The 24,038-nt window shown below is 62.4% G+C and carries 25 protein-coding genes; 13 read left to right on the forward strand and 12 right to left on the reverse strand.

Annotated elements, in window-relative coordinates; translation table 11 throughout:
* Positions 1–10: 10 nt before the first annotated feature.
* From NKH41_RS23640 to NKH41_RS23655, 4 genes are all read right to left on the reverse strand, one after another.
* Positions 11–676, reverse strand: coding sequence for a response regulator transcription factor (locus tag NKH41_RS23640; protein WP_352771695.1), 666 nt, complete (start codon positions 674–676; stop codon positions 11–13).
* A gap of 64 nt (positions 677–740) precedes the next feature.
* On the reverse strand, positions 741–1,040 hold the full coding sequence (locus NKH41_RS23645) for a hypothetical protein (RefSeq protein ID WP_352771693.1): 300 nt from the start codon (positions 1,038–1,040) through the stop codon (positions 741–743).
* Positions 1,041–1,423: 383 nt separating this feature from the next.
* Complete coding sequence (locus NKH41_RS23650) at positions 1,424–1,834, reverse strand: DUF3168 domain-containing protein (protein WP_352771691.1); 411 nt, start codon at positions 1,832–1,834, stop codon at positions 1,424–1,426.
* Between the two features lie 211 nt (positions 1,835–2,045).
* Complete coding sequence (locus NKH41_RS23655) at positions 2,046–2,318, reverse strand: hypothetical protein (protein WP_352771689.1); 273 nt, start codon at positions 2,316–2,318, stop codon at positions 2,046–2,048.
* A 245-nt stretch (positions 2,319–2,563) separates the two neighbouring features.
* Between NKH41_RS23655 and NKH41_RS23660 the strand changes: the two genes are divergently transcribed.
* From NKH41_RS23660 to NKH41_RS23685, 6 genes are all read left to right on the forward strand, one after another.
* Positions 2,564–2,902, forward strand: a complete 339-nt coding sequence (locus tag NKH41_RS23660; RefSeq protein WP_352748114.1) for a co-chaperone GroES — start codon at positions 2,564–2,566, stop codon at positions 2,900–2,902.
* A gap of 99 nt (positions 2,903–3,001) precedes the next feature.
* Entirely contained in the window at positions 3,002–4,621 is a 1,620-nt protein-coding gene (groL, locus tag NKH41_RS23665) for a chaperonin GroEL (protein WP_352771687.1), read from the forward strand.
* 396 nt (positions 4,622–5,017) lie between these two features.
* Entirely contained in the window at positions 5,018–7,177 is a 2,160-nt protein-coding gene (locus NKH41_RS23670; RefSeq protein WP_352771685.1) for a transglycosylase domain-containing protein, read from the forward strand.
* A 96-nt stretch (positions 7,178–7,273) separates the two neighbouring features.
* Positions 7,274–7,858, forward strand: coding sequence for a DUF1214 domain-containing protein (locus NKH41_RS23675; RefSeq protein ID WP_352471001.1), 585 nt, complete (start codon positions 7,274–7,276; stop codon positions 7,856–7,858).
* A complete protein-coding gene (locus tag NKH41_RS23680; protein ID WP_352471000.1) occupies positions 7,851–8,399 on the forward strand; it encodes a DUF1254 domain-containing protein in 549 nt (182 codons plus the stop codon). The genes NKH41_RS23675 and NKH41_RS23680 overlap by 8 nt, the downstream gene beginning before the upstream one ends.
* Before the next feature lie 387 nt (positions 8,400–8,786).
* On the forward strand, positions 8,787–9,797 hold the full coding sequence (locus NKH41_RS23685; protein ID WP_352771684.1) for a DUF2336 domain-containing protein: 1,011 nt from the start codon (positions 8,787–8,789) through the stop codon (positions 9,795–9,797).
* Between the two features lie 11 nt (positions 9,798–9,808).
* Here NKH41_RS23685 and NKH41_RS23690 read toward each other — a convergent pair whose 3' ends face one another.
* The 3 genes from NKH41_RS23690 to NKH41_RS23700 form a co-directional block, all read right to left on the reverse strand.
* Positions 9,809–10,156 (reverse strand): DUF1491 family protein, encoded by a 348-nt coding sequence (locus NKH41_RS23690; protein WP_352771683.1) that lies wholly within the window; start codon positions 10,154–10,156, stop codon positions 9,809–9,811.
* 94 nt (positions 10,157–10,250) lie between these two features.
* Positions 10,251–11,024: a peptidoglycan-binding domain-containing protein gene (locus tag NKH41_RS23695; protein ID WP_352771681.1), complete on the reverse strand. Its 774-nt coding sequence runs from the start codon at positions 11,022–11,024 to the stop codon at positions 10,251–10,253.
* Complete coding sequence (locus NKH41_RS23700; protein ID WP_352449220.1) at positions 10,999–12,744, reverse strand: ATP-binding protein; 1,746 nt, start codon at positions 12,742–12,744, stop codon at positions 10,999–11,001. The genes NKH41_RS23695 and NKH41_RS23700 overlap by 26 nt, the downstream gene beginning before the upstream one ends.
* Positions 12,745–13,263: 519 nt before the next feature.
* On the opposite strand from NKH41_RS23700, the gene NKH41_RS23705 reads away from it, so the two are divergent.
* Together NKH41_RS23705 and NKH41_RS23710 are read left to right on the forward strand one after the other, a co-directional pair.
* Positions 13,264–13,632, forward strand: coding sequence for a DUF5330 domain-containing protein (locus tag NKH41_RS23705; RefSeq protein WP_352771680.1), 369 nt, complete (start codon positions 13,264–13,266; stop codon positions 13,630–13,632).
* A 112-nt stretch (positions 13,633–13,744) separates the two neighbouring features.
* Complete coding sequence (locus tag NKH41_RS23710; protein WP_352471107.1) at positions 13,745–14,173, forward strand: SufE family protein; 429 nt, start codon at positions 13,745–13,747, stop codon at positions 14,171–14,173.
* 126 nt (positions 14,174–14,299) lie between these two features.
* On the opposite strand, the gene NKH41_RS23715 is transcribed toward NKH41_RS23710, so the two are convergent.
* The gene (locus NKH41_RS23715) at positions 14,300–14,725 is read right to left on the reverse strand and encodes a Ros/MucR family transcriptional regulator (protein ID WP_023677844.1); all 426 of its coding nucleotides are present in this window, start codon (positions 14,723–14,725) and stop codon (positions 14,300–14,302) included.
* A 676-nt stretch (positions 14,726–15,401) separates the two neighbouring features.
* On the opposite strand from NKH41_RS23715, the gene NKH41_RS23720 reads away from it, so the two are divergent.
* The 3 genes from NKH41_RS23720 to NKH41_RS23730 all read left to right on the forward strand — a co-directional run bounded on the left by NKH41_RS23720 (position 15,402) and on the right by NKH41_RS23730 (position 18,746).
* Positions 15,402–17,513, forward strand: a complete 2,112-nt coding sequence (locus NKH41_RS23720; protein WP_352771679.1) for a S9 family peptidase — start codon at positions 15,402–15,404, stop codon at positions 17,511–17,513.
* A gap of 77 nt (positions 17,514–17,590) precedes the next feature.
* Positions 17,591–18,217 carry a LysE family translocator gene (locus NKH41_RS23725; protein WP_352771677.1) on the forward strand — a complete coding sequence of 209 codons (627 nt, stop codon included), beginning with the start codon at positions 17,591–17,593 and terminating at the stop codon, positions 18,215–18,217.
* 145 nt (positions 18,218–18,362) lie between these two features.
* Positions 18,363–18,746, forward strand: coding sequence for an SET domain-containing protein (locus tag NKH41_RS23730; RefSeq protein ID WP_023718410.1), 384 nt, complete (start codon positions 18,363–18,365; stop codon positions 18,744–18,746).
* Positions 18,747–18,757: 11 nt separating this feature from the next.
* Here NKH41_RS23730 and NKH41_RS23735 read toward each other — a convergent pair whose 3' ends face one another.
* From NKH41_RS23735 to NKH41_RS23750, 4 genes are all read right to left on the reverse strand, one after another.
* Positions 18,758–19,708 carry a cytochrome c gene (locus tag NKH41_RS23735; protein WP_352771675.1) on the reverse strand — a complete coding sequence of 317 codons (951 nt, stop codon included), beginning with the start codon at positions 19,706–19,708 and terminating at the stop codon, positions 18,758–18,760.
* Between the two features lie 9 nt (positions 19,709–19,717).
* Positions 19,718–20,161, reverse strand: coding sequence for a c-type cytochrome (locus tag NKH41_RS23740; protein ID WP_352449059.1), 444 nt, complete (start codon positions 20,159–20,161; stop codon positions 19,718–19,720).
* Between the two features lie 175 nt (positions 20,162–20,336).
* Positions 20,337–20,933, reverse strand: a complete 597-nt coding sequence (locus NKH41_RS23745; protein WP_352771673.1) for a superoxide dismutase — start codon at positions 20,931–20,933, stop codon at positions 20,337–20,339.
* 107 nt (positions 20,934–21,040) lie between these two features.
* Positions 21,041–21,919 carry a branched-chain amino acid aminotransferase gene (locus NKH41_RS23750; protein ID WP_352470990.1) on the reverse strand — a complete coding sequence of 293 codons (879 nt, stop codon included), beginning with the start codon at positions 21,917–21,919 and terminating at the stop codon, positions 21,041–21,043.
* A 151-nt stretch (positions 21,920–22,070) separates the two neighbouring features.
* Between NKH41_RS23750 and NKH41_RS23755 the strand changes: the two genes are divergently transcribed.
* Together NKH41_RS23755 and NKH41_RS23760 are read left to right on the forward strand one after the other, a co-directional pair.
* On the forward strand, positions 22,071–22,733 hold the full coding sequence (locus tag NKH41_RS23755; RefSeq protein WP_352507472.1) for a haloacid dehalogenase type II: 663 nt from the start codon (positions 22,071–22,073) through the stop codon (positions 22,731–22,733).
* A gap of 175 nt (positions 22,734–22,908) precedes the next feature.
* Positions 22,909–23,733, forward strand: a complete 825-nt coding sequence (locus tag NKH41_RS23760; protein ID WP_352743189.1) for a L,D-transpeptidase — start codon at positions 22,909–22,911, stop codon at positions 23,731–23,733.
* The last annotated feature ends 305 nt before the right edge of the window (positions 23,734–24,038 follow it).

The following is a 24,038-nucleotide window of genomic DNA, read 5'->3' on the forward strand; positions in this document are numbered from 1 at the left end:
CGGTTCCGCGTTACGCCTCCGGCTTACGCATGCGGTAGCCCATGCCGCGAACAGTTTCGATCATGTCGATGCCCATCTTCTTGCGAAGCCGTCCGACAAAGACCTCGATCGTGTTGGAATCGCGGTCGAAATCCTGGTCGTAGAGATGCTCGACCAGCTCGGTCCGGGACACCACCTCGCCCATGTGGTGCATCAAATAGGCAAGCAAGCGGAATTCGTGCGAGGTCAGCTTCAGCGGCACGCCGTCGACGTCGGCCTTGGAGGCCTTGGTGTCGAGGCGGAGCGGCCCGCAGGTCAGCTCGGACGAAGCGTGCCCGGCAGCACGCCGGATCAAGGCCCGCACCCTGGCCAGGATTTCCTCGATGTGGAAGGGTTTGGTGACGTAGTCGTCGGCGCCGGCGTCGATGCCGGCAACCTTGTCGCTCCAGCGGTCGCGTGCCGTCAGGATCAGCACCGGCATCTTGCGGCCGCCGCGCCGCCATCGCTCGACCACGCTGATGCCGTCCATCTGCGGCAGGCCGATGTCGAGCACCACGGCATCGTAGGGCTCGGTGTCGCCGAGAAAGTGCCCTTCCCCGCCGTCGAAAGCGCGGTCGACGACATAGCCGGCATCGACCAGCGCGTCGCCGATCTGCCGGTTGAGATCCTTGTCATCTTCGACGACGAGTACGCGCATGCGGAAGGCCTGTTGAAGCTGTTCAGATATAGGCCGATTCCGGCAGACTGGGAAACGGCACGGTTCAGTTCAGCGGAACGACGATCTCCGAGCGACGCGGACGCTGCCCTTCCTTGCCCGGAACCAGCACGACGATGACGCAGACCGGCTGGCCGCCGCGTGTCGACTGCGAGGCCTTGGCCAAGGTGCCGCCATTCTGCTCGGCCACCTGCTGGCCGATCGCATAGCAGTCGGAGGCGGCGAGGACGACCGGTTGGGGCTGCTCGGGCACGACAACGGGGATCGCCATCGCCTGCGACGCAAGCAGACCGGCGGCTGACAGCGCCAGTGCCGCGGTCCGGAAGTGGCAGCGAAGGGTTTTCATGGTCAGCGTTCTAACGCGCCGGTGCTGAACGTCATATGAACGGTGAACGCTCGAATGCATGCCCGCCACACCCCTGAAGCGCGAGATTACCGGATTGCCATTTCGCCGCCCCATCCCGCGAAATTGCCAAGTTTAACCTAGCCCTCCGATCCTTCGCCGACAACCGGGCATCGTTTGGCAGTGAAAGGCAATCGCTTCAGGTTTGCCCCGACTTCGACAATCGATCCGGCAACCGAAGGCAGATTCAGGCGAACCGACCCGGAAATAAAAAACCGCCTCTGCGGCGGGTCGCTGGCGCCATCAGCACCATAGGCGAATTAGTAGCATAGCTGCCGGCACAAAGCAAGAACAAAATTGCCGGATTTGTAAAAAATGCCCGGTGGTCAGCCCTCGTCCTTGATCACGGCGCGGAAGCGCAGCAGCCCGTGATGGGCCGAAAGGTCCTCGTCGTAGCGGGCTTCGGCGAATTCGAGCTTAAGGTAGGCGCGGCGATGTTCGCCGAGCGAGAGAGCCGTATCGCGCAGGCGGGTGCTAACAAGGTCCATGATGTCATTGGTTTCCTTGCTGGCCTCTGATTTCGACCAGACATGCAACGTCAGCAACTGTTCTGCGTCGTTCTCCATTCCCGTTGCCCAATCGTAGACGCTGGTGCGGCCGAAGGTCATGTGGGGGAACGCAACATTTTCCGGCGCACGGTCGAGCAATCTTGCATCGCCCAGTGCCGCCGACAGGTGGGGATCGCCGTTCACTGCCTGGAATATGGCCCTCTGCAATTCGACGGCCGGCGCGGTCATCGTCTTTCCCTTCGCCCGTCGCGTCGACCTCCCGGCTGCGTAGCTGCGTTGCATGAAGGCATCCCGCCAAAGCGCGAATCAGCGCGTCTCATGCGGATTATGAACCTTCATGATCTCGGCAATAAGCCCTGCTCCTGCAACCCGCGACGGCACGGACGACGAAGCGGATGCGTTTGCTTCCTGGCCGCAGCTGGAGTGGGAAATGTCAGGCTCATGATTTGGGCTGTGTCGATGCAGATACGGCCTTCTTGACTGCCCGTGACGCCCGCTTCTTCTTTGGTGGGACCGGATTCAGAGCTTCCGCCGCGCGGTCCGCCTCTTCCTTGGCCAGTCGCAATTCCCTCAGCCTTGCCGTTTTGATGCTCCTCGCCTTGGCTTCCGAGAGATATTCGGCAGTTGCTTTGTTCCGCTCCGCCGTCTTCTTCTGGTTTTCCATGAAGCGAGCCTGAGCTTTTTCCATGATGTTCTGATTGCCTTCGGCCATCGGTAAAATCTCCCTTGAAGCGAAAGTCATGAATGTGAACTTCATCGTAAAATAGGTGTTCAAAGACAGAAATTCAATTTCATTAATATTCGGCAAGACCCGAACACCAGGGGATGACCTGGCAAGATAATACGTTCAATATTTTATATGCCGCATGAATATTTTTTTGGCACTCCTATCAATCGAGTGCCAAGGCGCCTATAGAGAGGGGGCGGCCGCCTAAGCCGGCCCCAGAAAGAGTCCCCATGAAATTCCGGCCACTCCACGATCGCGTCGTCATTCGGCGCGCCGAAAGCGACACCAAATCCAAGGGCGGCATCATCATCCCCGACAATGCCAAAGAAAAACCGCAGGAAGGCGAAGTGATCGCTGTCGGGCCGGGCACGCGGGACGAAAGCGGCGCGCTGATCCCGCTAGAAGTCAAGGCCGGCGACCTCATTCTGTTCGGCAAATGGTCCGGCACCGAGGTCAAGATAGACGGCGAGGACCTTCTGATCATGAAGGAGGCCGACATAATGGGCATCATCGAAAAAAGCGAGACGGGCATCATCGACAAGACCGTGGCTGCCAAGAAGGCCGCCTGATTGGAAGGCCGCGCGCCCTCCCGCGCGCGCAAAGGACGCTCCGAGCTTTGATTCAGGCGCTGCAAGCGCCTTGCCACGACAACCGAACTGGAAAAGATCATGTCTGCCAAGGAAATCAAATTCTCCACCGACGCGCGTGACCGCATGCTGCGCGGCGTCGAAATCCTCAACAACGCCGTCAAGGTGACGCTCGGCCCCAAAGGCCGCAACGTCATCATCGACAAGGCCTACGGCGCGCCGCGCGTCACCAAGGACGGGGTGGCCGTGGCAAAGGAAATCGAGCTTTCCGACAAGTTCGAAAACATGGGCGCACAGATGGTGCGCGAAGTGGCCTCGAAAACCAACGACCTCGCCGGCGACGGCACCACCACCGCCACGGTGCTTGCCGCTTCCATCCTGCGCGAGGGCGCCAAATTCGTTGCCGCCGGCATGAACCCGATGGACCTCAAGCGCGGCATCGACCTTGCCGTCAGCGCCGTCGTCCAGGAAATTCAGGCGCGCGCCAAGAAGGTCAAGTCCTCAGGCGAGATCGCGCAGGTCGGCACCATTGCCGCCAATGGCGACACCAGCGTAGGCGCCATGATCGCCAAGGCGATGGACAAGGTCGGCAATGACGGCGTCATCACCGTCGAGGAGGCCAAGACCGCCGAAACCGAACTCGACGTCGTCGAAGGCATGCAGTTCGACCGCGGCTATCTCTCGCCCTACTTCGTCACCAATGCCGAAAAGATGCGCGCCGAGTTGGAAGACCCTTACGTCCTCATCCACGAAAAGAAGCTCGGCAATCTGCAGGCGCTGCTGCCCATCCTCGAAGCCGTGGTGCAAAGCGGCAGGCCGCTGCTGATCATCTCCGAGGACGTCGAGGGCGAAGCGCTGGCAACGCTGGTCGTCAACAAGCTGCGCGGCGGCCTCAAGGTAGCGGCCGTCAAGGCGCCTGGCTTCGGTGACCGCCGCAAGGCGATGCTGGAAGACATCGCCGTGCTCACCGCCGGACAGATGATTTCCGAGGATCTCGGCATCAAGCTGGAGAACATCACCATAGACATGCTCGGCCGCGCCAAGCGCGTGCTGATCGAGAAGGACACCACCACGATCATCGACGGCGCCGGCGAGAAGACCACCATCCAGGCGCGCGTCCAGCAGATCAAGGCGCAGATCGAGGAAACCACTTCCGACTATGACAAGGAGAAGCTGCAGGAACGTCTCGCCAAGCTGGCGGGCGGCGTTGCAGTCATCCGCGTCGGCGGCGCCACCGAATCCGAGGTCAAGGAAAAGAAGGACCGCATCGACGATGCGCTGAACGCCACGCGCGCGGCCGTTGAAGAAGGCATCGTTCCGGGCGGCGGTGTCGCGTTGCTGCGCGCCAAGGCTGTGCTGAACGGGATGACCGGAGCCAATGCCGATGTGACAGCGGGCATTTCGATCGTGTCGAGAGCGCTCGAAGCGCCGATCCGGCAGATCGCCGAGAATTCCGGCGTCGAAGGTTCGATCGTCGTCGGCAAGCTCGCCGAGGGCAAGGATCACAATCAGGGCTTCGATGCCCAGAACGAGGTCTATGTCGACATGATCAAGGCCGGCATCGTCGACCCGGCGAAGGTGGTACGGACGGCGCTGCAGGACGCGGGCTCCATTGCGGCGCTTCTGATCACGGCGGAAGCCATGATCACCGACGTTCCGGCGAAGGAAGCCGCTGCTTCGCCCGGCGGCATCGGCTATTGACCAGCCACTGCCGGAAACAAGCCTGAAAGACAGCCGCCGGGGTATCTTCCCCGGCGCGCACCATCGGCAAGGAGATCGATCAATGATCGCATCGTCCCGAAGCCAAATGCAGCGGCGAAAATCGAAGTGGCCGAGGAAAGCCGCTTCGATCGCATTCGCAGGCTTGCCGACAAGCGCAGGAAAGCCAACGCCGGCATGATAGGCCGCGACCCGAAAAGATCGCGGACAAGCGTCCCATGTGACGACTGCCAATCCTCGGCACCTCGCGCAGGCGCGGAACCTTCATCGCCCTTGTAGGCAGCGCCAAAATGGACGAATAGTCATAGCGGCGCGCCGCCGTGAAATTGCCGGTATGCGGTTTCTCAGTTGGCGGCATCGCCGCAGCCGGATCCTGGAATGGCCAGTCCTTTGGAACCACGCAAGAGAAGAGGTCCGGTCGCCGCAAGGCTGCTGGCGGTGGATGCGTGGATTGATTCCTCGGCCTACGAAATCGGCTTCAGGGCGCGCCAGTTCTGGGAGGCGGCGACCATCTTCTCGCGGCGTTTCCGCGTCGGCGGCTGGCGCCGCGGCCTGATCGAACTGTTGAGTGAAGGCTTTACGCTCGGTGCCGGCGGCATCGTCGTCCTTTTGGCGCTGGCCTTGCCGGCCTTCCAGATAACCGCCGGCGACTGGCGCACGCAAGGCGACTTCGCCGTCACCTTCCTCGACCGCTACGGCAACGAGATCGGCCAGCGCGGCATCATCCAGCGCGATTCGGTGCCGGTCGACGAGATGCCCGACCATGTCATCAAGGCGGTGCTGGCGACCGAAGACCGCCGTTTCTTCGACCATTACGGAATCGATGTGCTCGGCCTGTCGCGCGCCATATTCGAGAATGTGCGGGCAAATTCCGTCGTCCAGGGCGGCTCGAGCATCACCCAGCAGCTGGCCAAGAACCTGTTCCTGACCAATGAGCGGACATTCGAGCGCAAGATCAAGGAAGCCTTCCTGTCGCTGTGGCTCGAAGCCAATCTGTCGAAGAAGGAAATCCTGCAGCTTTACCTCGACCGCGCCTATATGGGCGGCGGCACCTTCGGCATCGAGGCGGCAGCCGATTTCTATTTCGGCAAGAGCGTCAAGGACCTGAACCTTGCCGAGGCGGCGATGCTGGCCGGCCTGTTCAAGGCGCCGACCAAATATGCGCCGCACATAAACCTGCCCGCCGCCCGGGCGCGGGCCAATGTGGTGCTGTCCAACCTGGTCGATTCCGGCTTCATGACCGAAGGCCAGGTGCTGCAGGCAAGATTACACCCGGCCGAAATCGTCGACCGCGGCGAGCAGAAGAGCCCCGACTACTACCTCGACTGGGCCTTCGACGAGGTCAAGAAGATCGCCGCCAAAGGCGGCCCGCACTCGCTTGTCGCCCACACCACCTTCGACGCCAACATCCAGAAGGCGGCCGAAGAATCGATGGAGTTCCACCTCCGCCAGTTCGGCAAGGAATACAACGTCACCGAGGGCGCCATCGTCGTCATCGAGACCAATGGCGCGGTCAGGGCGATCGTCGGCGGCCGCGACTACGGCGCCAGCCAGTTCAACCGCGCCACCAAGGCACTTCGCCAGACCGGCTCCTCGTTCAAGCCCTATGTCTACGCGACGGCGATGGAGCATGGCTTCACGCCGGATTCGGTGGTTTCCGGCGGACCCATCTCCTGGGGCAGCTGGTCGCCCCACAATTACAATGGCGGGTCGGCCGGCAACGTCACGCTGATCACGGCGATGGCCAAATCGATCAACACGGTGCCGGTGCGGCTGGCCAAGGATTATCTCGGCATCAAGCCGATCAAGGCCATGGCCGAGGCGATGGGCGTCGAGTCGCCGCTTGAATCGCACAAGACCATGGTGCTCGGCACGTCGGGCATGACCGTGATGGACCAGGCGACGGGTTACAGCGTGTTTGCCCAGAACGGCCTTGCCGGAACCCGGCACGGCGTCAGCCAACTCTTCACCCGTACCGGCGAGGTGGTCTACGACTTCGCCAAGGATGCGCCGCCGCCGCATCGGGTGCTGTCGGAGCTGGCGCTCAAATACATGAACACCATGCTGGCGGCGGTGCCGGTGATCGGCACTGCCCGGCGCGCAGCCCTTCCAAACATCGTCGTCGCCGGCAAGACCGGCACGACCCAGTCCTACCGCGATGCCTGGTTTGTCGGCTTTACCGGCAACTACACGGCCGCCGTCTGGCTCGGCAATGACGACTTCACCGCGACCAACAAGATGACCGGCGGCACGCTGCCGGCCATGGTGTGGCAGCGGCTGATGGTCTATGCGCACCAGAATATCGACCTCAGACCGATTCCCGGCCTCGATCACCCCTTCGTCGATGCCGAAATTGCCGCCAAGGCCGAGGAAGCGGAAAAGAAGAACGCCGAACAGGCAGCAGCCGATGCCGCCGCCGAGCGTCCGCCGGTGCTGTCCAGCCGGACCACCCAGACCCTGAAGGAACTGACCAGGCTGTTCCAGGCGGCACCCGTGCTCGACGCGCCCGCTGCGCCGGAGACCCTGTCGGCGCTGTGACAGCCAATTGCGCGGGGCCGCTTGCCACAAGGCCCTGCGCCGCGATATCCCCGAGCGGCAATTTTTCAGTCCCGGCCTTCGGTTCCCTGCCTCCTCATGCTCAAGAACGCCTTCCTGACACTGCTTTCGCTTGCCATCGCTGTCGTCGGCGGCGGCGGCAGCGTCTGGTATGCACTGAAGCTGCAGGATGGCGTCGGCGCCATCAGGATCGGCCAATGGACCGCCTTTCCCGACATCGGCACGCCGACGGCAGATCCCTATTCGAAGGCCCGCGTGGCTCGCGAAGGCGTGCTGGCGCTCGGACAGGCGGAAGGACTGTCCTTCATAGCCGAGCGCGATTCCGGCGGCGAACAGCTCCAGCGGCAATGTGCCTACAAGATCGCGGGCGGCTTTCCCACCGCCCGGTTCTGGACGCTTTATGCCGCCGACCAGTCGCTTGGCGTGGTCGAGACCGGCAAGCCGAGGCCGGCTGCGCTGCAGTCCTATCAAGTGCTGCGCCAGGCCGACAATTCGGTGGTCATTTCCGTCGGCAGCCGCCCAGCGCCCGGCAACTGGCTGCTGACCAGCGGCGCCGGCAAGATGTACTTGGTGCTTACGTTCTACGACACGCCGATCGCCAGCAGCACCGGTCTCTCGGACGTCACGCTGCCACAAATCCAGAAGGTCGGCTGCAATGCGTAGCCTGCTGCATGCCGTGCTGCTCGGCCTGCTCGGCGCCGGCATCGTGCACATCATCGTGCTGCTGCTCGTCCCCGAGTTCTCCGAACGCGACGCCTGGTCGCGATTGGCCATGGCTTCGGATCTCTACAAGATGACCAGGCTCGACGCGGAAGCCGGCGGCGCGCCGGTGGTGAAATCGGTCGATCCGCTATTTTATGCGGCGGCATGCCGTTTCGATCTTGCCGAGGGAATGGTGCGGGTCAAGGCACCGGGCAAGGTGCCGTTCTGGTCGATATCGGTCTATGACCGCGGCGGCCACAACATCTACTCGTTCAACGACCACAGCGCGACCGCAGGCATGCTCGACACCGTTGTGCTGACGCCGGCCCAGATGATCGAGGTCCGCAAGGATCTTCCCGAGGAACTGCAAGGGGCCATCTTCGTCGAGGCGCCGATAGAGGAAGGCGTATTCGTCATCCGTTCGTTCGTGCCCGACGACAGCTGGAAGCCGATCGTCTCGCGGTTTCTCGAACAGAGTTCCTGCGAACTGCAGGATTTTTAAGCCGGTTCCGATGTTCAGTGATGCGGTACCGGCAATGTTCCCGAAGGTCCCGGGTTGTCAGGGCCGGCCGGCCGCGTTTCGCCGGTCTGCGGCCGCTGTTCGTAGCGGACCCCGGGAAAGATGATCACTGCCGCCGGCGCGGTTTGTTGTGCTCGATTGGTTGCCGCCGTTCGCGGCACGAAAGACAGTACCATGCCCATGGTTCGCGTATTCCTCTCGGTTGCCCCGGAGCACAACGCAACGCCTCCATAGTCGATTAAGAAGGCAGTAGGTTAACGGAGCGCTAACGGATCGCCGCTAAATTGATCTTTGTTCTTGGGAAACGCGAAACCGGTACAGCCCGGCAGAGCGCCGTCCAGATCGTGTCGAGTGTCGGGCGTATCCTTCGTGTCAGCTTCGGATTTCAGGCAAATCGCAGCAGGAGCTGAATCGGGAAAGGCCGAAAGGCTGTTTCGCGCCGCGGTATCGGCGTTCTGCTCGCTCACCCGCCCTTCGCGCCGGGAGATCGCGCAGCTCGAAGACCTGACGCTGCCGCTGTTCGAGAATGTCTCGGTCGAATCGCGCCGCTACGTCGCGGCAGCCCTTTCCGAATGCGAATATGCACCCGCCGCGCTGGTGCGGCGGCTTTGCCAGGAGCGGGTCGACATCGCCGCTCCGCTGCTCATCCGCTCGCGCGCCCTCAGCGACGTCGACCTGATCGCGCTGATCGGACGTCACGGCCTGCCGCATGCCCGTGCCATTGCCCGCCGCAAGGATCTCAATCAGACGATCGCGGATCTCATCAAAGTGCTCGAAAGGCCGACGCTGGTGCGGTCGCAGCAGCAGCCGGAAACAACCGCCAAAGCCGCGTCCGAAAACGCCGAAGTGGTTGCGGGCGAGGTCAACAGGCAAGAGGCTTCCGATGCCGCTGAAACTGTACGCCGCCGGTTGCGATCCATGATGCGCGCCGAGAGCGGCGCCTCCATCAGTCCGTTCGTCGAGCCACAAACCTATGTCAAGCTGCGCGAGACCGCGCTGACCGGCAATGCGGCATTCTTCCAGACAGCGCTCGCCGATGCGCTCGAAGTCGATTTTTCAACGGCGCGGACGCTCACCGCGAGCCACAATTACATATCGCTGCTGGCCGCCTTGCGCGCGCTCGACCTCAGCGAAGACAAGGCGTTCCTGATCACGGCCGCCATCTATCCGACCGAGTTTCCGCACCCGCAGGCGATCCGCATCTTCCTCGACCGCTACCGCCTGCTGCACCGCGACGCGGCGTTGGACAGGCTCCGCGGCTGGAAGGCCGAGACCGTGTCGAAAATCGTTCGCAAGCCTGGGCGCGTCGCCGCAAATGCCGACCTGCGCAAGCCGAACAGCGCCGATATGACCGCCACCCCAAAGGCGCGTCGCGTCTGAAGGGCTTGCCGTTAAGACGCCTTGACCGAGATAAGCTCCTCGACGGGAATGGCGCCCGCCTCGATCTCGACCACCCAGATATCCGGATCGAATCTCTTCTCGCGCTCCAGCCGCGCGTCGAAGATGGCGGCATCGTCGCCTTCGCCAAGCAGGCTGAAAAAACGGTCGTCCGGCCTGGCTGAATCGTAACTCGTCTGCGGCGCCGGCCCGAACAGCGCCGTCTCCCCTTGCCTGCCCCGCGCCAGCACGAAAACCGCGCCGGCTTCCGTCGCGCCGCGCTTGACCACGGCGGCAAAGCCGCCGGCGCTGAAAACCCGGCGCAACAGCGCCGACACCCACAGATCGGTGGTTACCCGCATGGAGAAGTCCTGGACATGCGGCGGTCCTTACAGCATTGGCCGGAAGACCGTAACCGGTCTTTGCGAGGCGATCGGCGAGCGGCCGTTTCGACCCTTAGTTGGTCAGGCCGATCTCGCGCATCTTGACGTAGACGATCTCGTCGGGCTCGCCGGTCTCCGGCAAGCCGAACAGCGCCTGGAATTCCTTGATCGCGGCCTTGGTGCGCGCGCCGACGACGCCATCCAATCGCATGTCGTCATTGCCGAACGCCTTCAGTCCGGCCTGGATCTTGACGATGCGGGGATCAGGTGTTTGCGCCACCGCATTTGCCGGTGCGGACGCTGGAATGGCGGTTGGAACAGCGGCCGTTTCGACCGGCCGCGGCACGGGATGCGGCACCACGGCTGCGGTCGTCGGCGTGGCACCCAGTTGATCCAGCAAAACGCTGTCGATCTCGCCGGAGGCATTTAATCCGACCTTCTGCTGATAGGCCTGGATGGCCTTGCGCGTATTCGGTCCGGGAATCCCGTCGACGGTGCCGGAATAGAAATCGAGATCCTTCAATATGCCCTGGACCTGCTCGACGACCGGGTCGCTCTTGATCGGCGCAGCGGCCGGACGCACGATATTGATGGTGGTTTCGGGCTCGTCGCTGTCCGCCCGGGGAAAGCGCTCGATACTCCTCGTGGCGAAAAACGCGCGGGCATGCGGAAAAGGCTGGTACCAAAGCGCGTTCGCCGAGACGTAGAACAGCGTCACCAGGAACGCGGTGGAGCCGCCGACCACAACAGGATTGCGCGAGATCAGGCTGCCCAGCGCCATCGCTCCGTGCTCGAAGGCATTGCCGCGGCGTTTGACCGCCCTAGGCTGTTTTGCGGAGCGACCCATTGCTCTCCCCTTTGCCACCGTCCGCCTTGGCTTTGACTGCGGACATCGGCACCACGCCGGCCTTCTCCGCCGAGCGGCCCGTCGGGCCGTTCACGGGAAGGCTGATCGTCACCGTGGTGCCCTCGCCCGGCATGCTTTCGATCGACATGGTGCCCTCGTGCAGCGCCACCAGCCCCTTCACCAGCGAAAGCCCGAGCCCGGTGCCTTCGAAACGGCGGGTATAGTCGTTCTGGATCTGCATGAACGGCTTGCCGAGATTGGCGAAATCTTCCTCGGCGATGCCGATGCCGGTGTCCCGGACCCAGAAATGCAGCCGCGAGCCGATGCGCTTGGCGCCGATGACGACATTGCCGCCTTCGGGCGTGAACTTGATCGCGTTAGAGACGAGATTGATCAGGATCTGCTGCACGGCGCGACGGTCGGCATTTATTTCGCCTGCGTCCGGCGCGATCTGGGCCTGCAGATCGATGGCCTTTGCCTCGGCTTGCAGGCGCATCATCGATTGGCACATCTCGACCGCTTCGCGGAAGCGGAACGGTTCCGGCTCGGTCGCGTAAGCGCCCGATTCGATCCGCGATACGTCGAGTATCGAGGTGACGACGGCAAGCAGGTGCTGGCCCGAATCCCTGACCAGCCCGACATATTCCTTCTGGCGCGGATCCTTGAAGCTGCCGAACATCTCGTGCAGCAACATGTCGGAAAAGCCGATGATGGCATTGAGCGGGGTGCGCAACTCATGGCTGACGACGGCAAGGAAGCGTCCTTTCGCCACCTCGGCGGAGGCAGCCGCCTCATTGGCAGCGGCAAGCTCCTGGCGCAGTCCGGCCAGTTCGTCGTTCTCGCGCAGAAGAAGCGTGAAGACAGTCTCCTGCCCCGGCGCGCGCATCATCTCGAGCGAGAACGGCCGGTAATTGTCGGCCGTCACGCCGCTGCTCTGCGGCAGCCGGACGCGAAGGTCGAGCCGGCGCGACAGGGTGCCATCGCGCATATCGGCCAGCGCACTGAGATACGGGACGCGGTCGGACAGATGGATGCGATCGAAAAGTCCGGTGCCGAAAAGCAGCTCCGGCGGCAGCCTCAGCATGGTGCGTGCCTTAGCCGAGACGTCCAGAACCTCGCCATGCGCAGCGATTCGCAGCACGACGGCGTCGATCAGGTCTTCGAGCCGGTGGCTGCCGGCCGGATCGAGCTGTGCGTTGGCGGCGCCGCGAAGTGGAGCGACACGCGGAATGAGCGTGAGTGCCCAGGCCAGCGGTACCAGCCAGTGCCATGCGGCGATTTCGGTCTGGCCGAGCGGCAAGACCGAACCGGCGAAAGGCTGCAGCAAGACTGCGACCAGGGCCGATATGGCGCCCCAGATCACGGCACGGCGCGACTGGCCGATCCACCAGGCTTCAAACGGCAGCGCCACCGCAAGCAAGGCAACCGGCGAGGCCACACCGCCGGCGGCAGCGATAAGGGCACCGAGGGCAACGCTGCCGACGACCAAGGCGAGTTGGCCGGCCAGGGTCATCTTGCCCGATGCCGCCACCAGCAGGGCGGCGAACCAGCAAAGGCCAAACGCCGCAAAAATCGCAGCCACAGTCAAGGCGGCGCCCATGCCCGACGTGACCAGCGTGACCGCTGCACCCGCGCTGAAGAAAGGAGCCGCCAGCATGACGCCAATGAACCGGCTGTGGCGGCGACGATCGCTCTGGCCGAGCACGGACGGATGAACCATCCGTTCGCAACCGGCGGCTATCGCGCCCGGCAACTCGGCGTATCTGGCCTTGATCGCACTCAACTCAACGCACCCGGTCGTGAACGGCCCTGCTTTGCAGGCGGCTTTTGTCGATCCGAAACTCGCATCCAGCGTTTAAGGAATGGATAAGGCTGGGTCGATCGTCCCCCGGCAGGCTGCAAATATCGGGATACCGGCGGGGAAAAACCGGGGCAATTGCCGCCATAGTAAACGGAGCGTTATCCACACCGCCCGCGCCTGTACCTACGACCGATGGCATCAACCTGTCGCCGATTAAGAAAATGACCACGAAAAACAATAGGTTGGATGGTTATCATTTGCTGAATAAAATCTGAGCCGTTCGAGGCAAATGAACTTCAAAACGCTTCGTTTCGAATCTACCTAAAATTTAAGGAAAACTGTTGCTTTCGGGACAAGCCGTCCTTTGCGCGTCTGTGTCAGTATCGCGGTACAAGGGTCGTGCGGTTCGGAGGCATGACCGTCATAAAGGACAGACAGATGGGCTTTCTGATAAGAGCTGCTTTCTGGTTTTCGCTGGTGCTTCTGGCGCTACCGCTGGGTGTCGGCGCCGATGATGCGGGCCGCGAAAGCGTCGGGCCGCTCCAGGCGCTGTTTGCGGCGCGCGAAGCCGTCGGCGATATCGCCGGTATCTGCGAGCGCAAGCCGGACGTGTGCGAGACCGGCAAATCGGCAATGCACACCATCACCGCCCGGGCCCGGGAGACCGCCAAGATCGCGGCTGCCATGCTGGACGACAAGGCCGCTGAACCAGATACGGTGACGACTACCGGCAGCGTGCCCGGGGAAATCGTCTTGCCGGCGAAAGTCGATCTGCCGGCGAAACTGCACTTGCCGGCGAAGAACTGAGACTGTTTCGGCCGAATTCATCGCCAGACCGCAAGGCTCCCCATGCCCGGCGCCTGCGGCGTTTCTCCTCTTTTTCCGTGACGTGACAGCGCCGGATGACTATATCCGGGGCATGACGACGACGATCCAGACCATCCGCGACGACTTTTCCCTGCTCGACGAGTGGGAAGACCGCTATCGCTATGTGATTGAACTGGGTGAAGCGCTGCCGCCGTTTCCCGATGAGCAACGCATACCGGCAAACAAGGTGCCCGGCTGCGTCAGCCAGGTCTGGTTGACCACCGAACAGGGCGGGGGTGCCGACCCCGTTATCACCTTCAAGGGCGATTCCGACGCCCATATCGTGCGCGGCCTGGTCGCCATCATGCTGGCGCTGTTTTCGGGACGGCCGGCCAGCGAAATCCAGAGGACCGACGCCGAGGCAACGCTAAAGGCACTCGGGCTTGACGAGCACCTGTCGCCGCAGCGCGCCAATGGCCTTCGCTCGATGGTCAAGCGCATCAAGCGTGACGCCGAGGCAGCGCTGAAGCAGACCGCCTGACCGCACGGCAGTTGCCGGCGGCATGAAGAACTGGCGGCCTGAGCTTGGTCTCCCCCCAATGCGAAAACGGCTGCGAAAACGGCGCCCGCAGGCGCCGTTTGAGTATCAAACCGGAAGAGCCGCTTGTCAGCGTCCCTTGCGCTTGCGGCCGAGACCCATCTTCTTGGCGAGCTGCGAACGGGCGGCCGCGTAATTGGGCGCAACCATCGGATAGCTCGGGTCCAGGTTCCACTTTTCGCGATACTGGTCGGGCGTGAGATCATAGTGGGTCATCAAGTGACGCTTGAGCGACTTGAACTTCTTGCCGTCTTCGAGACAGATGATGTAGTCGTCATGCACCGACCGCTTCGGATTTACTGCCGGCTTCTGCTTGTCGGCAGGCGGCTGCTCGGCGGCCCCGCCGACACGCCCGAGAGCGGCATGGACATCGGCTATAAGGTTCGGCAGTTCGCCGACCGGTACGGGATTGTTGCTGACATAGGCGGCCACCACATCGGCGGTGAGCTCGATCAGCGCGTCGCTGTTTCTGGAAGGTGTTTCGGTAATATCCATGGCGTTCAGGTCCCAACGAGAATTGTTTCTGTCTACGCCCTATTTTTGGCAGGCAGGGCATCGCGCGAACTTGTGCAGGAAAAAGCCTCCGCGATTCGCGTCGCGGCATCTTAATGAGCCTGAGCGCCAAGTAAGTCAATTCGCTTCTTGCGGTCTATTCAGCGATACAAGTCAAATATTCCTCATTCAGCTTCACTCTTTCGTGCAAAGTGTAACTTTGCCGTTTTTTCTGGTCAGACCAGCATCGACTGACGCCGCGGCAAGCAGCCATTACACAAACGGCAGCAGGTAAATAGAGCTCGATGCTTGACCCTGCCGGCGGCATTACAGCCTGGATGATCGGCGGTTCAGTAAAATCATAGGTTGCGCTGTGTTACTGTTGCTCGTGAGCCGTCGCCGGAGCGGTGCGCTGTGTCATTGAAATGGGGTAGTGTATTTCCCTAGACCCAGCCATATCGGCCACTTGCCAAGCCGCGAAGGCAGTTGCATGAGATTGACCGGCACTGGCAGGGTCATCGCAGCGACCGCGAGAACCGCGGCAGTCCGAGAAGAAATATTCGTTATCCGCTCCTCCAGCCCGTCCTCTCGAGCCACCACGACAATAGATCATAGCCCTTGAACCCGCGCTGCTCGGCGTGTTCATTCGCCATTCAAGTAGCTTCCACAGCGAGACGCAATGACCAGAACCCCAGTGTTTCCGACCGCCACGCCGCCGCAGCCGGAGAGGCGGCCGATCTTCGACACGCATCACGGCATAACACGGACGGACGATTATGCCTGGCTGAGGGCCGCCAATTGGCAAGAGATGTTCAGGGATCCGTCCCTGCTCGACGGCCAAATCCGCGCCCACCTCGAAGCCGAGAATGCTTACCAGGCGGCGCTGATGGCCGATACGGTCCAACTGCAGAAGCAGCTTTTCGCGGAAATGAAGGGACGCATCAAGGAAGACGATTCTTCCGTGCCGATGAAGGACGGACCTTACGCCTACGGCTCCTCCTTCAAGCTTGGCGGCCAGCAGCCGCGTTATTTCCGCACGGCGCGTGACGGCGGCGACAAGCAGATATTGCTCGACGGCGATGCCGAGGCCGAGGGCAAGCCCTATTTCCGCCTGGGCGGCGTCGATCATTCGCACGACCACAGCAAGCTGCTCTGGGCCTTCGACGACAAGGGTTCCGAATTCTACACGCTGCGCGTCCGCGATCTGGCCGGCGGCAACGATCTGGCGGACAGGGTCCCGGACACCGGCGGCGGCGGTGTGTGGGATGCCGGCAATGACGGTTTTTTTTACACCCGCCTCGACCCCAACCACCGTCCTTCCAAAGTGCTGTTCCATGCGCTTGGCGACGGTCCTGAAAACGACCGGCTGATCTACGAGGAGACCGATCCGGGCTTCTTCATGGATGTCGGCGGCACGCGCTCCAACGAGTGGATCATGATCGGCATCAACGACCATGAGACCTCGGAATACCGTATCATGAGCGCCAACGATCCGTTCGCAGAGCCGAAGCTGGTTGCGGCGCGCCAGACCGGCCTGCAGTACGAACTCGAGGAAGGCGGCGACATCTTCTTCATCCTCACCAATGCCGACGGCGCCAAGGACTTCAAGATCATGACGGCGCCGGCCCACGATCCGGTGCGCGCCAACTGGCAGGAACTGGTGCCGCACGAAGCGGGCCGGTTGATCCTTTCGGTGATCGGCTTCAAGGACCACATGGTCCGGCTCGAGCGCAAGGAAGGCCTGCCGCGCATCGTCGTGCGCGACCGCAAGAGCGGCGAGGAGCACCTGATCTCCTTCGACGAGGAGGCCTTCTCGCTCGGCCTGTCCGGCTCCTACGAATACGACACCGAGATCATGCGCTTTTCCTATTCGTCGATGACGACCCCGGCGCAGGTCTTCGATTACAACATGCGCACCCGCGAGCGGATGCTGCTCAAGACCCAGGAAGTGCCGTCCGGCCACAACCCGGAGCACTACGTCACGCGCCGGCTGATGGCGCCTGCCGCCGACGGCGAACTGGTGCCGATCTCGCTCCTCCATCACCGCGACACGCCGCTCGACGGGTCCGCACCTTGCCTGCTTTACGGCTACGGCTCCTACGGCATCACCGTCCCGTCCGCGTTCAACACCAATCTGTTTTCGCTGGTCGACCGCGGCTTTGTCTACGCGATAGCCCATGTTCGCGGCGGCAAGGACAAGGGCTATGGCTGGTACGACGACGGCAAGCGGGCGAACAAGATGAATACGTTCACCGATTTCATCGCGGTCGCCCAGCATCTCGTCGCCGAGCGCTATACACAGCATGACCGCATTGTCGCGCAAGGCGGTTCCGCCGGCGGCATGCTGATGGGCACGGTCGCCAACATGGCGCCGCAATGCTTCGGCGCCGTCGTCGCCGAGGTTCCCTTCGTCGACGTGCTCTCCACCATGCTCGACGCCAGCTTGCCGCTGACGCCGCCGGAATGGCCGGAATGGGGCAATCCGATCGCTTCGGCGGAGGATTACCGGACCATCGCCGCCTATTCACCCTACGACAATGTCGCCGCGCTTGACTATCCGCCGATTCTGGCGCTGGCCGGCCTGACCGACCCGCGCGTCACCTATTGGGAGCCGGCCAAATGGGTGGCGCGGTTGCGCGACCGCAAGACAGGTGAGAATCCGGTGCTGTTCAAGATCAACCTGGATTCAGGCCATGCCGGCGCCTCCGGCCGGTTTTCAAGACTGGAGGAAATCGCCTTCACCTACGCCTTCGCGCTGAAGGTGAAAGGCAAGGCCGAGCTTGCGGCGTGAACATCGGCGGATGAGCGGTCATTGCCTTCCGTTCCGCGACGTGGCTTCATTGGCGGTGAGAGTTGCGGGGCCCACCAATGATCGATCTCGCCACGTTGATAGCTTATGTCGCGGTTGTGCTTGGCTTTGTCTTCATCCCGGGTCCCGCCACTCTTCTGACGGTGGCGCGGGCAACCAGTTCCGGAACCAGGGTGGGCATTGCGACCGGCGCCGGGATCGCGGCCGGCGACGTGGTTCACACCTTCATGGCGATCGTCGGCATTTCGGCGATCATTGCCACGTCGGCGGCGCTTTTCAGCATAGTGAAGTACATCGGCGCAGCCTACCTCATTTATCTCGGCATTCGCGCGATCATCGAGAAAACGCCTGCCTATCCGGCCGCCGGCGCACTTGCGATCCCCGCTGCCACAGCATTTCGGCAAGCTGTTTTGACCGAGGTTCTCAATCCCAAGACCGCGCTTTTCTTCCTCGCATTTCTTCCGCAGTTCGTGCGGCCTGAAAACGGATCGGTGATGCTTCAACTGGCGATATTGGGCGTCATCTTTGTTCTGTTGGGCCTCGTCAGCACGGTGGTTTTCGCCGTGGGTGCGGGCGGCCTCGGTGCATTCCTGCGCCGAAACCCGACGGTGCTGAGATGGCAAGGCAAAGCTGTCGGCGGTATCTATTGCGCCTTAGGCATCCGGCTGGCGCTGCAACAGCGCTAGGGTCTCGACAGGCGACGAGCCGTACGAGGCTTCGGATAATGGGTAGGCACAGCTGATTTTCCGCTCGCAATTGCAAAGGCCGCGCGCTACCCAGTGCGCGGCCTTTTCACAGCCGCGCCAACACACAATCACCCAGGGATCTGCCATGTTGCTCGTCGATGTCTATCTCGACAAATCGCCCATCCAGGGCATCGGCGTCTTTGCCAAGAACCACATTGCCCGCGGCACGCTGGTCTGGAAGCTCGACCCGAAATACGACCGGCGCATCGAGGTTGAGACCTATGAGCGGGAAACCGGGCCGGTCAAAACCTATCTCGACCGCTACGCCTATCCGGACCGGCGCGACCCGAACTACATCGTCTTCGAGGCCGATGATGCGCGCTACATGAACCATGCCGACAGCCCGAATTGCGACGTCTCGCAGCCGGAGGAGACCTATGCCTTGCGCGACATTGCGCCCGGCGAGGAAATGACCTGCGACTACAATCACTTCTTCGAAACCGGCTTCGACTTTCTCGGCGACCGCTGACGCAACGGCCGTCAGCCCGACGGCTTCTTGCGCGCCGGATAGCCGTTGGGGTGCGGCGGCACGGCTTTCAGGTAGGCGGCGATCGCCGAGCGGTCCTCCGGGGTCAGCACGGCCATGTTCCGCTGCACGTCGACCATTGCGCCGCCGACCGTATCGAAATCCGGCGTAAAGCCGGTTTCGAGATAGTTGGCGATGTCGGCTTCGGACCAGTCGGCGATGCCGCCCTCGCCCGACGTGATGTTCGGCACGATGCCGCTGCCTTCGGCGGCGGCCGCACCTGCCAGCCATTCGCTCTTGCTGGTGCCGCCGGCAAGATCCCGCGGCGTGTGGCATTCGCCGCAATGGCCGGGGCCTTCGACCAGATAGCGGCCTGTCACCACCGGATCCGGTGTGCCGTCGGGAAAGGAAACGACCGGCTGGTCACTCAAATAGAGCAGCTTCCACAAGCCAAGACCGCGTCGGACGTTGAAGGGAAACCCCAGCGAATTGGCGGGCGCCTTGCCGGCGACCGCGGGTAACGTCTTCAGGAATGCATAGAGATCGGCAATGTCGGCCGGCTTCATGCGCGCGTAGGAAGTATAGGGAAATGCCGGATAGAGATGCTCGCCCGACGGCGACACGCCCTTCAGCATGGCGTTGGCAAAATCCTCGACCGACCAGGCGCCGATGCCGTCCCTGGTATCCTGCGATATGTTCGGCGGCACGAAGGTGCCGAATGGCGTCTTGAGCTCGAGGCCGCCCGCCAGCTGAAGACGGGCGTCGCCTTGCGAGCCAGGCTTGGCATGACAGGATGTGCAGCCGCCGGCGTAAAAGATGCGCTTGCCCCTGGCGGCGTCGCCAGGACCAAGCTCAGCCAGCGTTGCGGCATCGAGCCTGACCGGAGCCGACAGAAACCAGCCGGCAATCGCGGCCGCCCCGCCCAGAACGAGGGCGGCGCCGACAAGTTTCTTCAGCAAGCGCATTGCCCGCTATCAGCCTTTTTTCACCCTGTAGTTTTGATGACAGTTGCCGCAGCCGCCGCCGATGGTGTTGAACTGCGCCTTCAACGCGTCGGCATCCGCGGGTGCTGCGGCGACCGCCGCCTTGACGTCGGCGAGGTACTTGCCTTCAGCCGTCTTGAAGCCGGCCATGTCCTGCCAGATTTTTGGGGACGCCGTGGTGTCGCCGGTGTCGCTGCCCGCCGGGAAAAGCGTGTCGACGCCGGCATGGAATTTCTCGGCATTGACCTGCAGTGCCTGCAACGCCGTCAGCACCGAAGCTGCGTCGTAGGGCGTCTCGCCCTTGACCACTTTCGACAAGCCGGCGGCGATCTTGCCACGTTCCTTCATCAGGGCCTGCCGGTCGGCTACCGGGTCGGCAAATGCCGCCGAACCGGCGAAGGCGAGCATCGAGATGGCGAGGATAAGCTTTCTCATTCACTTGGCTCCATGTTGAAGGCAAATTCAGGATGCGGTCCCACCCCGATTACAAACGGCAAGGATGGCTTAAAAATTCCGACGCTTCGCCTCACGCTTGCGTGAAATTTTGCAGCTGTCGTTCTGATGCTGAAAAAGAAAAGCCCCGGTTCTGCCGGGGCTTTTCTGGAACGGATCAGGCCTTTTCGTAGAGCTCGAGCACGTAGTCCCAGTTGATGAGACTGTCGACGAAGGCTTCGAGGTATTTCGGCCGGGCGTTACGGTAATCGATGTAGTAGGAATGTTCCCAGACATCGACGCCGAGGATCGGCGTCGCGCCATGGACGAGCGGGTTCTCGCCATTCGGCGTCTTCGAGATCGCCAGCTCGCCGTCCTTGACCGAGACCCAGGCCCAGCCCGAACCGAACTGGGTGGTGCCGGCGGCGATGAAGTCGGCCTTGAACTTGTCGTAGCCGCCAAGATCGCTGTCGACCGCCTTTTGCAATGCGCCCGGCAGCTTGTTGCCACCGCCGCCCTTCTTCATCCATTTCCAGAAATGGATGTGATTGTAGTGCTGGGCGGCATTGTTGAAGAGGCCCGCATTCTTGCCGAAGGACTGTTTGACGGCCTCTTCGACCGACAAATCGCCCATGCCCGCCTCGGCGGCCAGCTTGTTGCCGTTGTCGACATAGGCCTTGTGGTGCTTGTCGTGATGATATTCCAGCGTTTCCTTGGACATATAAGGCTGCAAAGCCTCGTAATCATAGGGCAAGGCGGGCAATTCAAAAGCCATCGGTCGTACTCCCTCGTGGAAAAATCCGGTGTCGATACCGGACTAACATAGGACTGGATTGGTCTGGAACAACTCCGGAAACGAAGCGCCGGCCGCTTTTTAGCGGGTCAGCCGGGCGAAGTCGAATGCGCCCATTCCCAATAGAGTTCGCGCGCCTTCTTGGCCACCGGTCCGGGCTGCAGATTGCGATCCTCGATACGGGTGACCGGCACCACTTTCGAGTGGTTTCCGGTCGAGAAGATTTCGTCCGCCTCCAGGAAGTCGCGGATCGACAGCGTCTTTTCTGTCGTCGTGAACCCGTATTCGCCAAGCAGGGCCATGGTGCGCGCGCGGGTGATGCCGGAAAGGAAGGTGCCGTTCGGCGCCGGCGTCAGGACATGGCCGTCCTTGACCAGAAAAATATTCGACGTGCCGGTCTCGGCGACATTGCCCAGCATGTCGAGCACGAGCGCATTGTCGAAGCCGCGCATCTTGGCTTCGAGGATGGCCCGGCCGTTGTTGGGATAAAGGCAGCCGGCCTTGGCATTGGTCGGCATGGTTTCGATGGTCGGGCGCCGGAACGGCGACACCGTCACCGAAAAACCCGCCGGCGAGATCATCGGCGATTCATAGAGGCAAAGGCAAAAACGCGTCGAGGCCGGGTCGGCCGGCACGCCCATATAGCCGCCATGCTCGGCCCAATACATCGGCCTGATATAGACCGCCGTCTTGCCGTCGAACTTCTTCAGCCCGTCCCAGGTCAGGCCGACGATCCTGTCGGTGCTCATCGTCGGCTTCAGGCCGAGCGCGATCGCCGAGGCGTTTACCCTTGCTGCATGGCGATCGAGATCGGGGGCGACGCCCTCGAACCAGCGGGCGCCGTCGAACACGCTGGTGCCGAGCCACATGGCGTGGCTGCGCGGCCCTAGAATGGCAACATTGCCCTCGTACCAGTCGCCGTCGACGAAGGTCCATGTCGCGGATTGCGCCGCAGTCGCCAGTGTCATTGCCAGGTTCCGTTCGATGCTTGTTGCGGCGCATTGGAAGATGCTTTGGCGGCCGCCGTCAACCGGCTTGGCTGAGATTTGTTGAGGCCAGCGGGCTGGCGGACTGCAATCAGCGCTTGCGCCTTGCCTTACGCGGCCTCAAAACTGTCGAATGCAGTTCGCGGCTTACGTTTTCGACGCCTATGGCACGCTGTTCGACGTGCATGCGGCCGTGCGCCGTCACGCCGACCAGATCGGGCCGGACGGCCAGTTGCTGTCCGATATCTGGCGCGCCAAGCAGCTGGAATATTCCTGGGTCAGGACGCTGATGGGGGCCTACGCCGATTTCTGGCAGCTCACCGAGCAGGCGCTCGACTTCGCCCTGCGCAAGGTTCCATCCGCGGATGCCGGGCTGAGGGCGAAGCTGCTCGAGGCTTATTGGCGGCTGGACTGCTATCCGGAGGTGCCGGCCGTGCTCAAGGCGCTCAAGGCATCGGGAGCAAGGCTGGCGATCCTGTCCAACGGTTCGCCTGAGATGCTGGAAGCGGCCGTCAAATCCGCCGCGCTCGACCAGGTCCTGGACGACGTCTTTTCCGTCGACAGCGTCAGGCGCTTCAAGACCGATCCGTCGGTCTACGACATGGTCACCACGGGCTGGCGCCTCTATCCGGGCGCTGTCTCTTTCCAGTCATCCAACCGCTGGGACGTCGCCGGCGCCACCAAATTCGGCTTCAGGACGGTGTGGATCAACCGCGCCAATCAGCCAGAGGAATACCGGGATTTTCCACCGGCCCTGATCCTGCCGTCCCTTGAAGGTCTGGTCGCCGGGGTTTGACGGCCGGACATGTTGCCTCGGCGCAACAGTGACGATCCAGTCACAGCTTTGCCTTTGTTTGTCCACCCTGCGGCCAGAATTGGAACCGCCTATCGCGCCGGGCATTGCTCGGGCAACCGCGCGCAACCGGGCGTATTCATGCTTTGTTGCGATTTGAGACTTAAAAAAGGCAATCATGTTCACACCCCCATCGTCCTCTCTGCGCCTGAGCCGTCGCGGTTTTCTCAACGCAGCAGCGCTTGGCGCCGCCTCGGTCGCGGTCTCCAGTTGCACCACGCTGTCGCAACAACCGGTCGAGCCACCGCCGCCGACCTATGTCGAGCCGGCGCTCGGCGACTATGTGACGATGTATGGGCCGATGTCGGATGGCGGCTTCGAGCTGCCGGCCATACCGGTCGACAAGATCGACCCGCAGTTCCTGCGGCAGATCGTGGACGATCCGACCGGGCAGCAGCCGGGCACCATCGTCGTCGACACCACCAATCACTTCCTCTATCTGGTGCGCCCGGGGGGCCAGGCGATCCGCTACGGCGTCGGCCTCGGCCGCGCCGGCTTCGAATGGTCGGGCGATGCCGTGGTCCAATGGAAGCAGAAATGGCCGAAATGGACGCCGCCGGACGAAATGATCACCCGCCAGCCCGAACTAAGACCGTACAGCGCCGACAATGGCGGCATGCCCGGCGGGCTCAAAAACCCGCTTGGCGCGCGGGCGCTTTATCTCTTCCAGGGCAACCAGGACACGCTCTACCGCTTGCACGGTTCGCCGGAATGGCGGTCGATCGGCAAATCGGTGTCGTCGGGCTGTGTGCGCCTGATGAACCAGGACATTATCGATCTCTACGACCGAGTGCCGAACAAGACCCCGGTCGTGGTGACGGCCGACATCGGTCAGCCGATGGTGGCGACAGCAAACCGCAAAGCCATTCCGATCGACGCCGGCGTGCCGGAAGGATCGATCCTGCTCGGCCCGATAAAATCGATCACAAACTCGATCTTCTGAGCTGATCGAAAGCACAGGGGCGGGATTGCTCACGGCTCCTGCTGGTTTTGCCGAGCGTCGGCTTGCCCGTGCCGGTGCCCGCCTGTAGGTCCCGGTGCTTACGCCGAGCAGCGGATTTTGCCGCGCCGTGTGCAGACGACGCCGGTGGACAGCTCATGACCCAAATACGTCTTCCGAAGGCCAAGCGGTCGGATGACCGCTTTGCGCCCGTTCGCGGTCGCTTATACTCGCTGAGACGAACCCTACAAGCAGCCATTGCTGAAGTATCCCACATATGCAGTTTTCACCCGATAGGGGGAACATTG

The organism is Mesorhizobium sp. M1169, assembly GCF_040318345.1.
In the GTDB taxonomy this organism is placed as follows: Bacteria; Pseudomonadota; Alphaproteobacteria; order Rhizobiales; family Rhizobiaceae; genus Mesorhizobium.

Coding starts and splice junctions, on each gene's coding strand:
- NKH41_RS23715 (WP_023677844.1), bottom strand. CDS start 14,725: ATGGATATTACCGAAACACCTTCCAGAAACAGCGACGCGCTGATCGAG.
- NKH41_RS23705 (WP_352771680.1), top strand. CDS start 13,264: ATGGGCTTTCTGATAAGAGCTGCTTTCTGGTTTTCGCTGGTGCTTCTG.
- NKH41_RS23730 (WP_023718410.1), top strand. CDS start 18,363: ATGTTGCTCGTCGATGTCTATCTCGACAAATCGCCCATCCAGGGCATC.
- NKH41_RS23755 (WP_352507472.1), top strand. CDS start 22,071: ATGCAGTTCGCGGCTTACGTTTTCGACGCCTATGGCACGCTGTTCGAC.
- NKH41_RS23660 (WP_352748114.1), top strand. CDS start 2,564: ATGAAATTCCGGCCACTCCACGATCGCGTCGTCATTCGGCGCGCCGAA.
- NKH41_RS23655 (WP_352771689.1), bottom strand. CDS start 2,318: ATGGCCGAAGGCAATCAGAACATCATGGAAAAAGCTCAGGCTCGCTTC.
- NKH41_RS23700 (WP_352449220.1), bottom strand. CDS start 12,744: ATGGTTCATCCGTCCGTGCTCGGCCAGAGCGATCGTCGCCGCCACAGC.
- NKH41_RS23725 (WP_352771677.1), top strand. CDS start 17,591: ATGATCGATCTCGCCACGTTGATAGCTTATGTCGCGGTTGTGCTTGGC.
- NKH41_RS23675 (WP_352471001.1), top strand. CDS start 7,274: ATGCTCAAGAACGCCTTCCTGACACTGCTTTCGCTTGCCATCGCTGTC.
- NKH41_RS23745 (WP_352771673.1), bottom strand. CDS start 20,933: ATGGCTTTTGAATTGCCCGCCTTGCCCTATGATTACGAGGCTTTGCAG.
- NKH41_RS23720 (WP_352771679.1), top strand. CDS start 15,402: ATGACCAGAACCCCAGTGTTTCCGACCGCCACGCCGCCGCAGCCGGAG.
- NKH41_RS23710 (WP_352471107.1), top strand. CDS start 13,745: ATGACGACGACGATCCAGACCATCCGCGACGACTTTTCCCTGCTCGAC.
- NKH41_RS23680 (WP_352471000.1), top strand. CDS start 7,851: ATGCGTAGCCTGCTGCATGCCGTGCTGCTCGGCCTGCTCGGCGCCGGC.
- NKH41_RS23690 (WP_352771683.1), bottom strand. CDS start 10,156: ATGCGGGTAACCACCGATCTGTGGGTGTCGGCGCTGTTGCGCCGGGTT.
- NKH41_RS23650 (WP_352771691.1), bottom strand. CDS start 1,834: ATGACCGCGCCGGCCGTCGAATTGCAGAGGGCCATATTCCAGGCAGTG.
- NKH41_RS23750 (WP_352470990.1), bottom strand. CDS start 21,919: ATGACACTGGCGACTGCGGCGCAATCCGCGACATGGACCTTCGTCGAC.
- NKH41_RS23695 (WP_352771681.1), bottom strand. CDS start 11,024: ATGGGTCGCTCCGCAAAACAGCCTAGGGCGGTCAAACGCCGCGGCAAT.
- NKH41_RS23740 (WP_352449059.1), bottom strand. CDS start 20,161: ATGAGAAAGCTTATCCTCGCCATCTCGATGCTCGCCTTCGCCGGTTCG.
- NKH41_RS23645 (WP_352771693.1), bottom strand. CDS start 1,040: ATGAAAACCCTTCGCTGCCACTTCCGGACCGCGGCACTGGCGCTGTCA.
- NKH41_RS23670 (WP_352771685.1), top strand. CDS start 5,018: ATGGCCAGTCCTTTGGAACCACGCAAGAGAAGAGGTCCGGTCGCCGCA.
- NKH41_RS23640 (WP_352771695.1), bottom strand. CDS start 676: ATGCGCGTACTCGTCGTCGAAGATGACAAGGATCTCAACCGGCAGATC.
- groL (WP_352771687.1), top strand. CDS start 3,002: ATGTCTGCCAAGGAAATCAAATTCTCCACCGACGCGCGTGACCGCATG.
- NKH41_RS23760 (WP_352743189.1), top strand. CDS start 22,909: ATGTTCACACCCCCATCGTCCTCTCTGCGCCTGAGCCGTCGCGGTTTT.
- NKH41_RS23735 (WP_352771675.1), bottom strand. CDS start 19,708: ATGCGCTTGCTGAAGAAACTTGTCGGCGCCGCCCTCGTTCTGGGCGGG.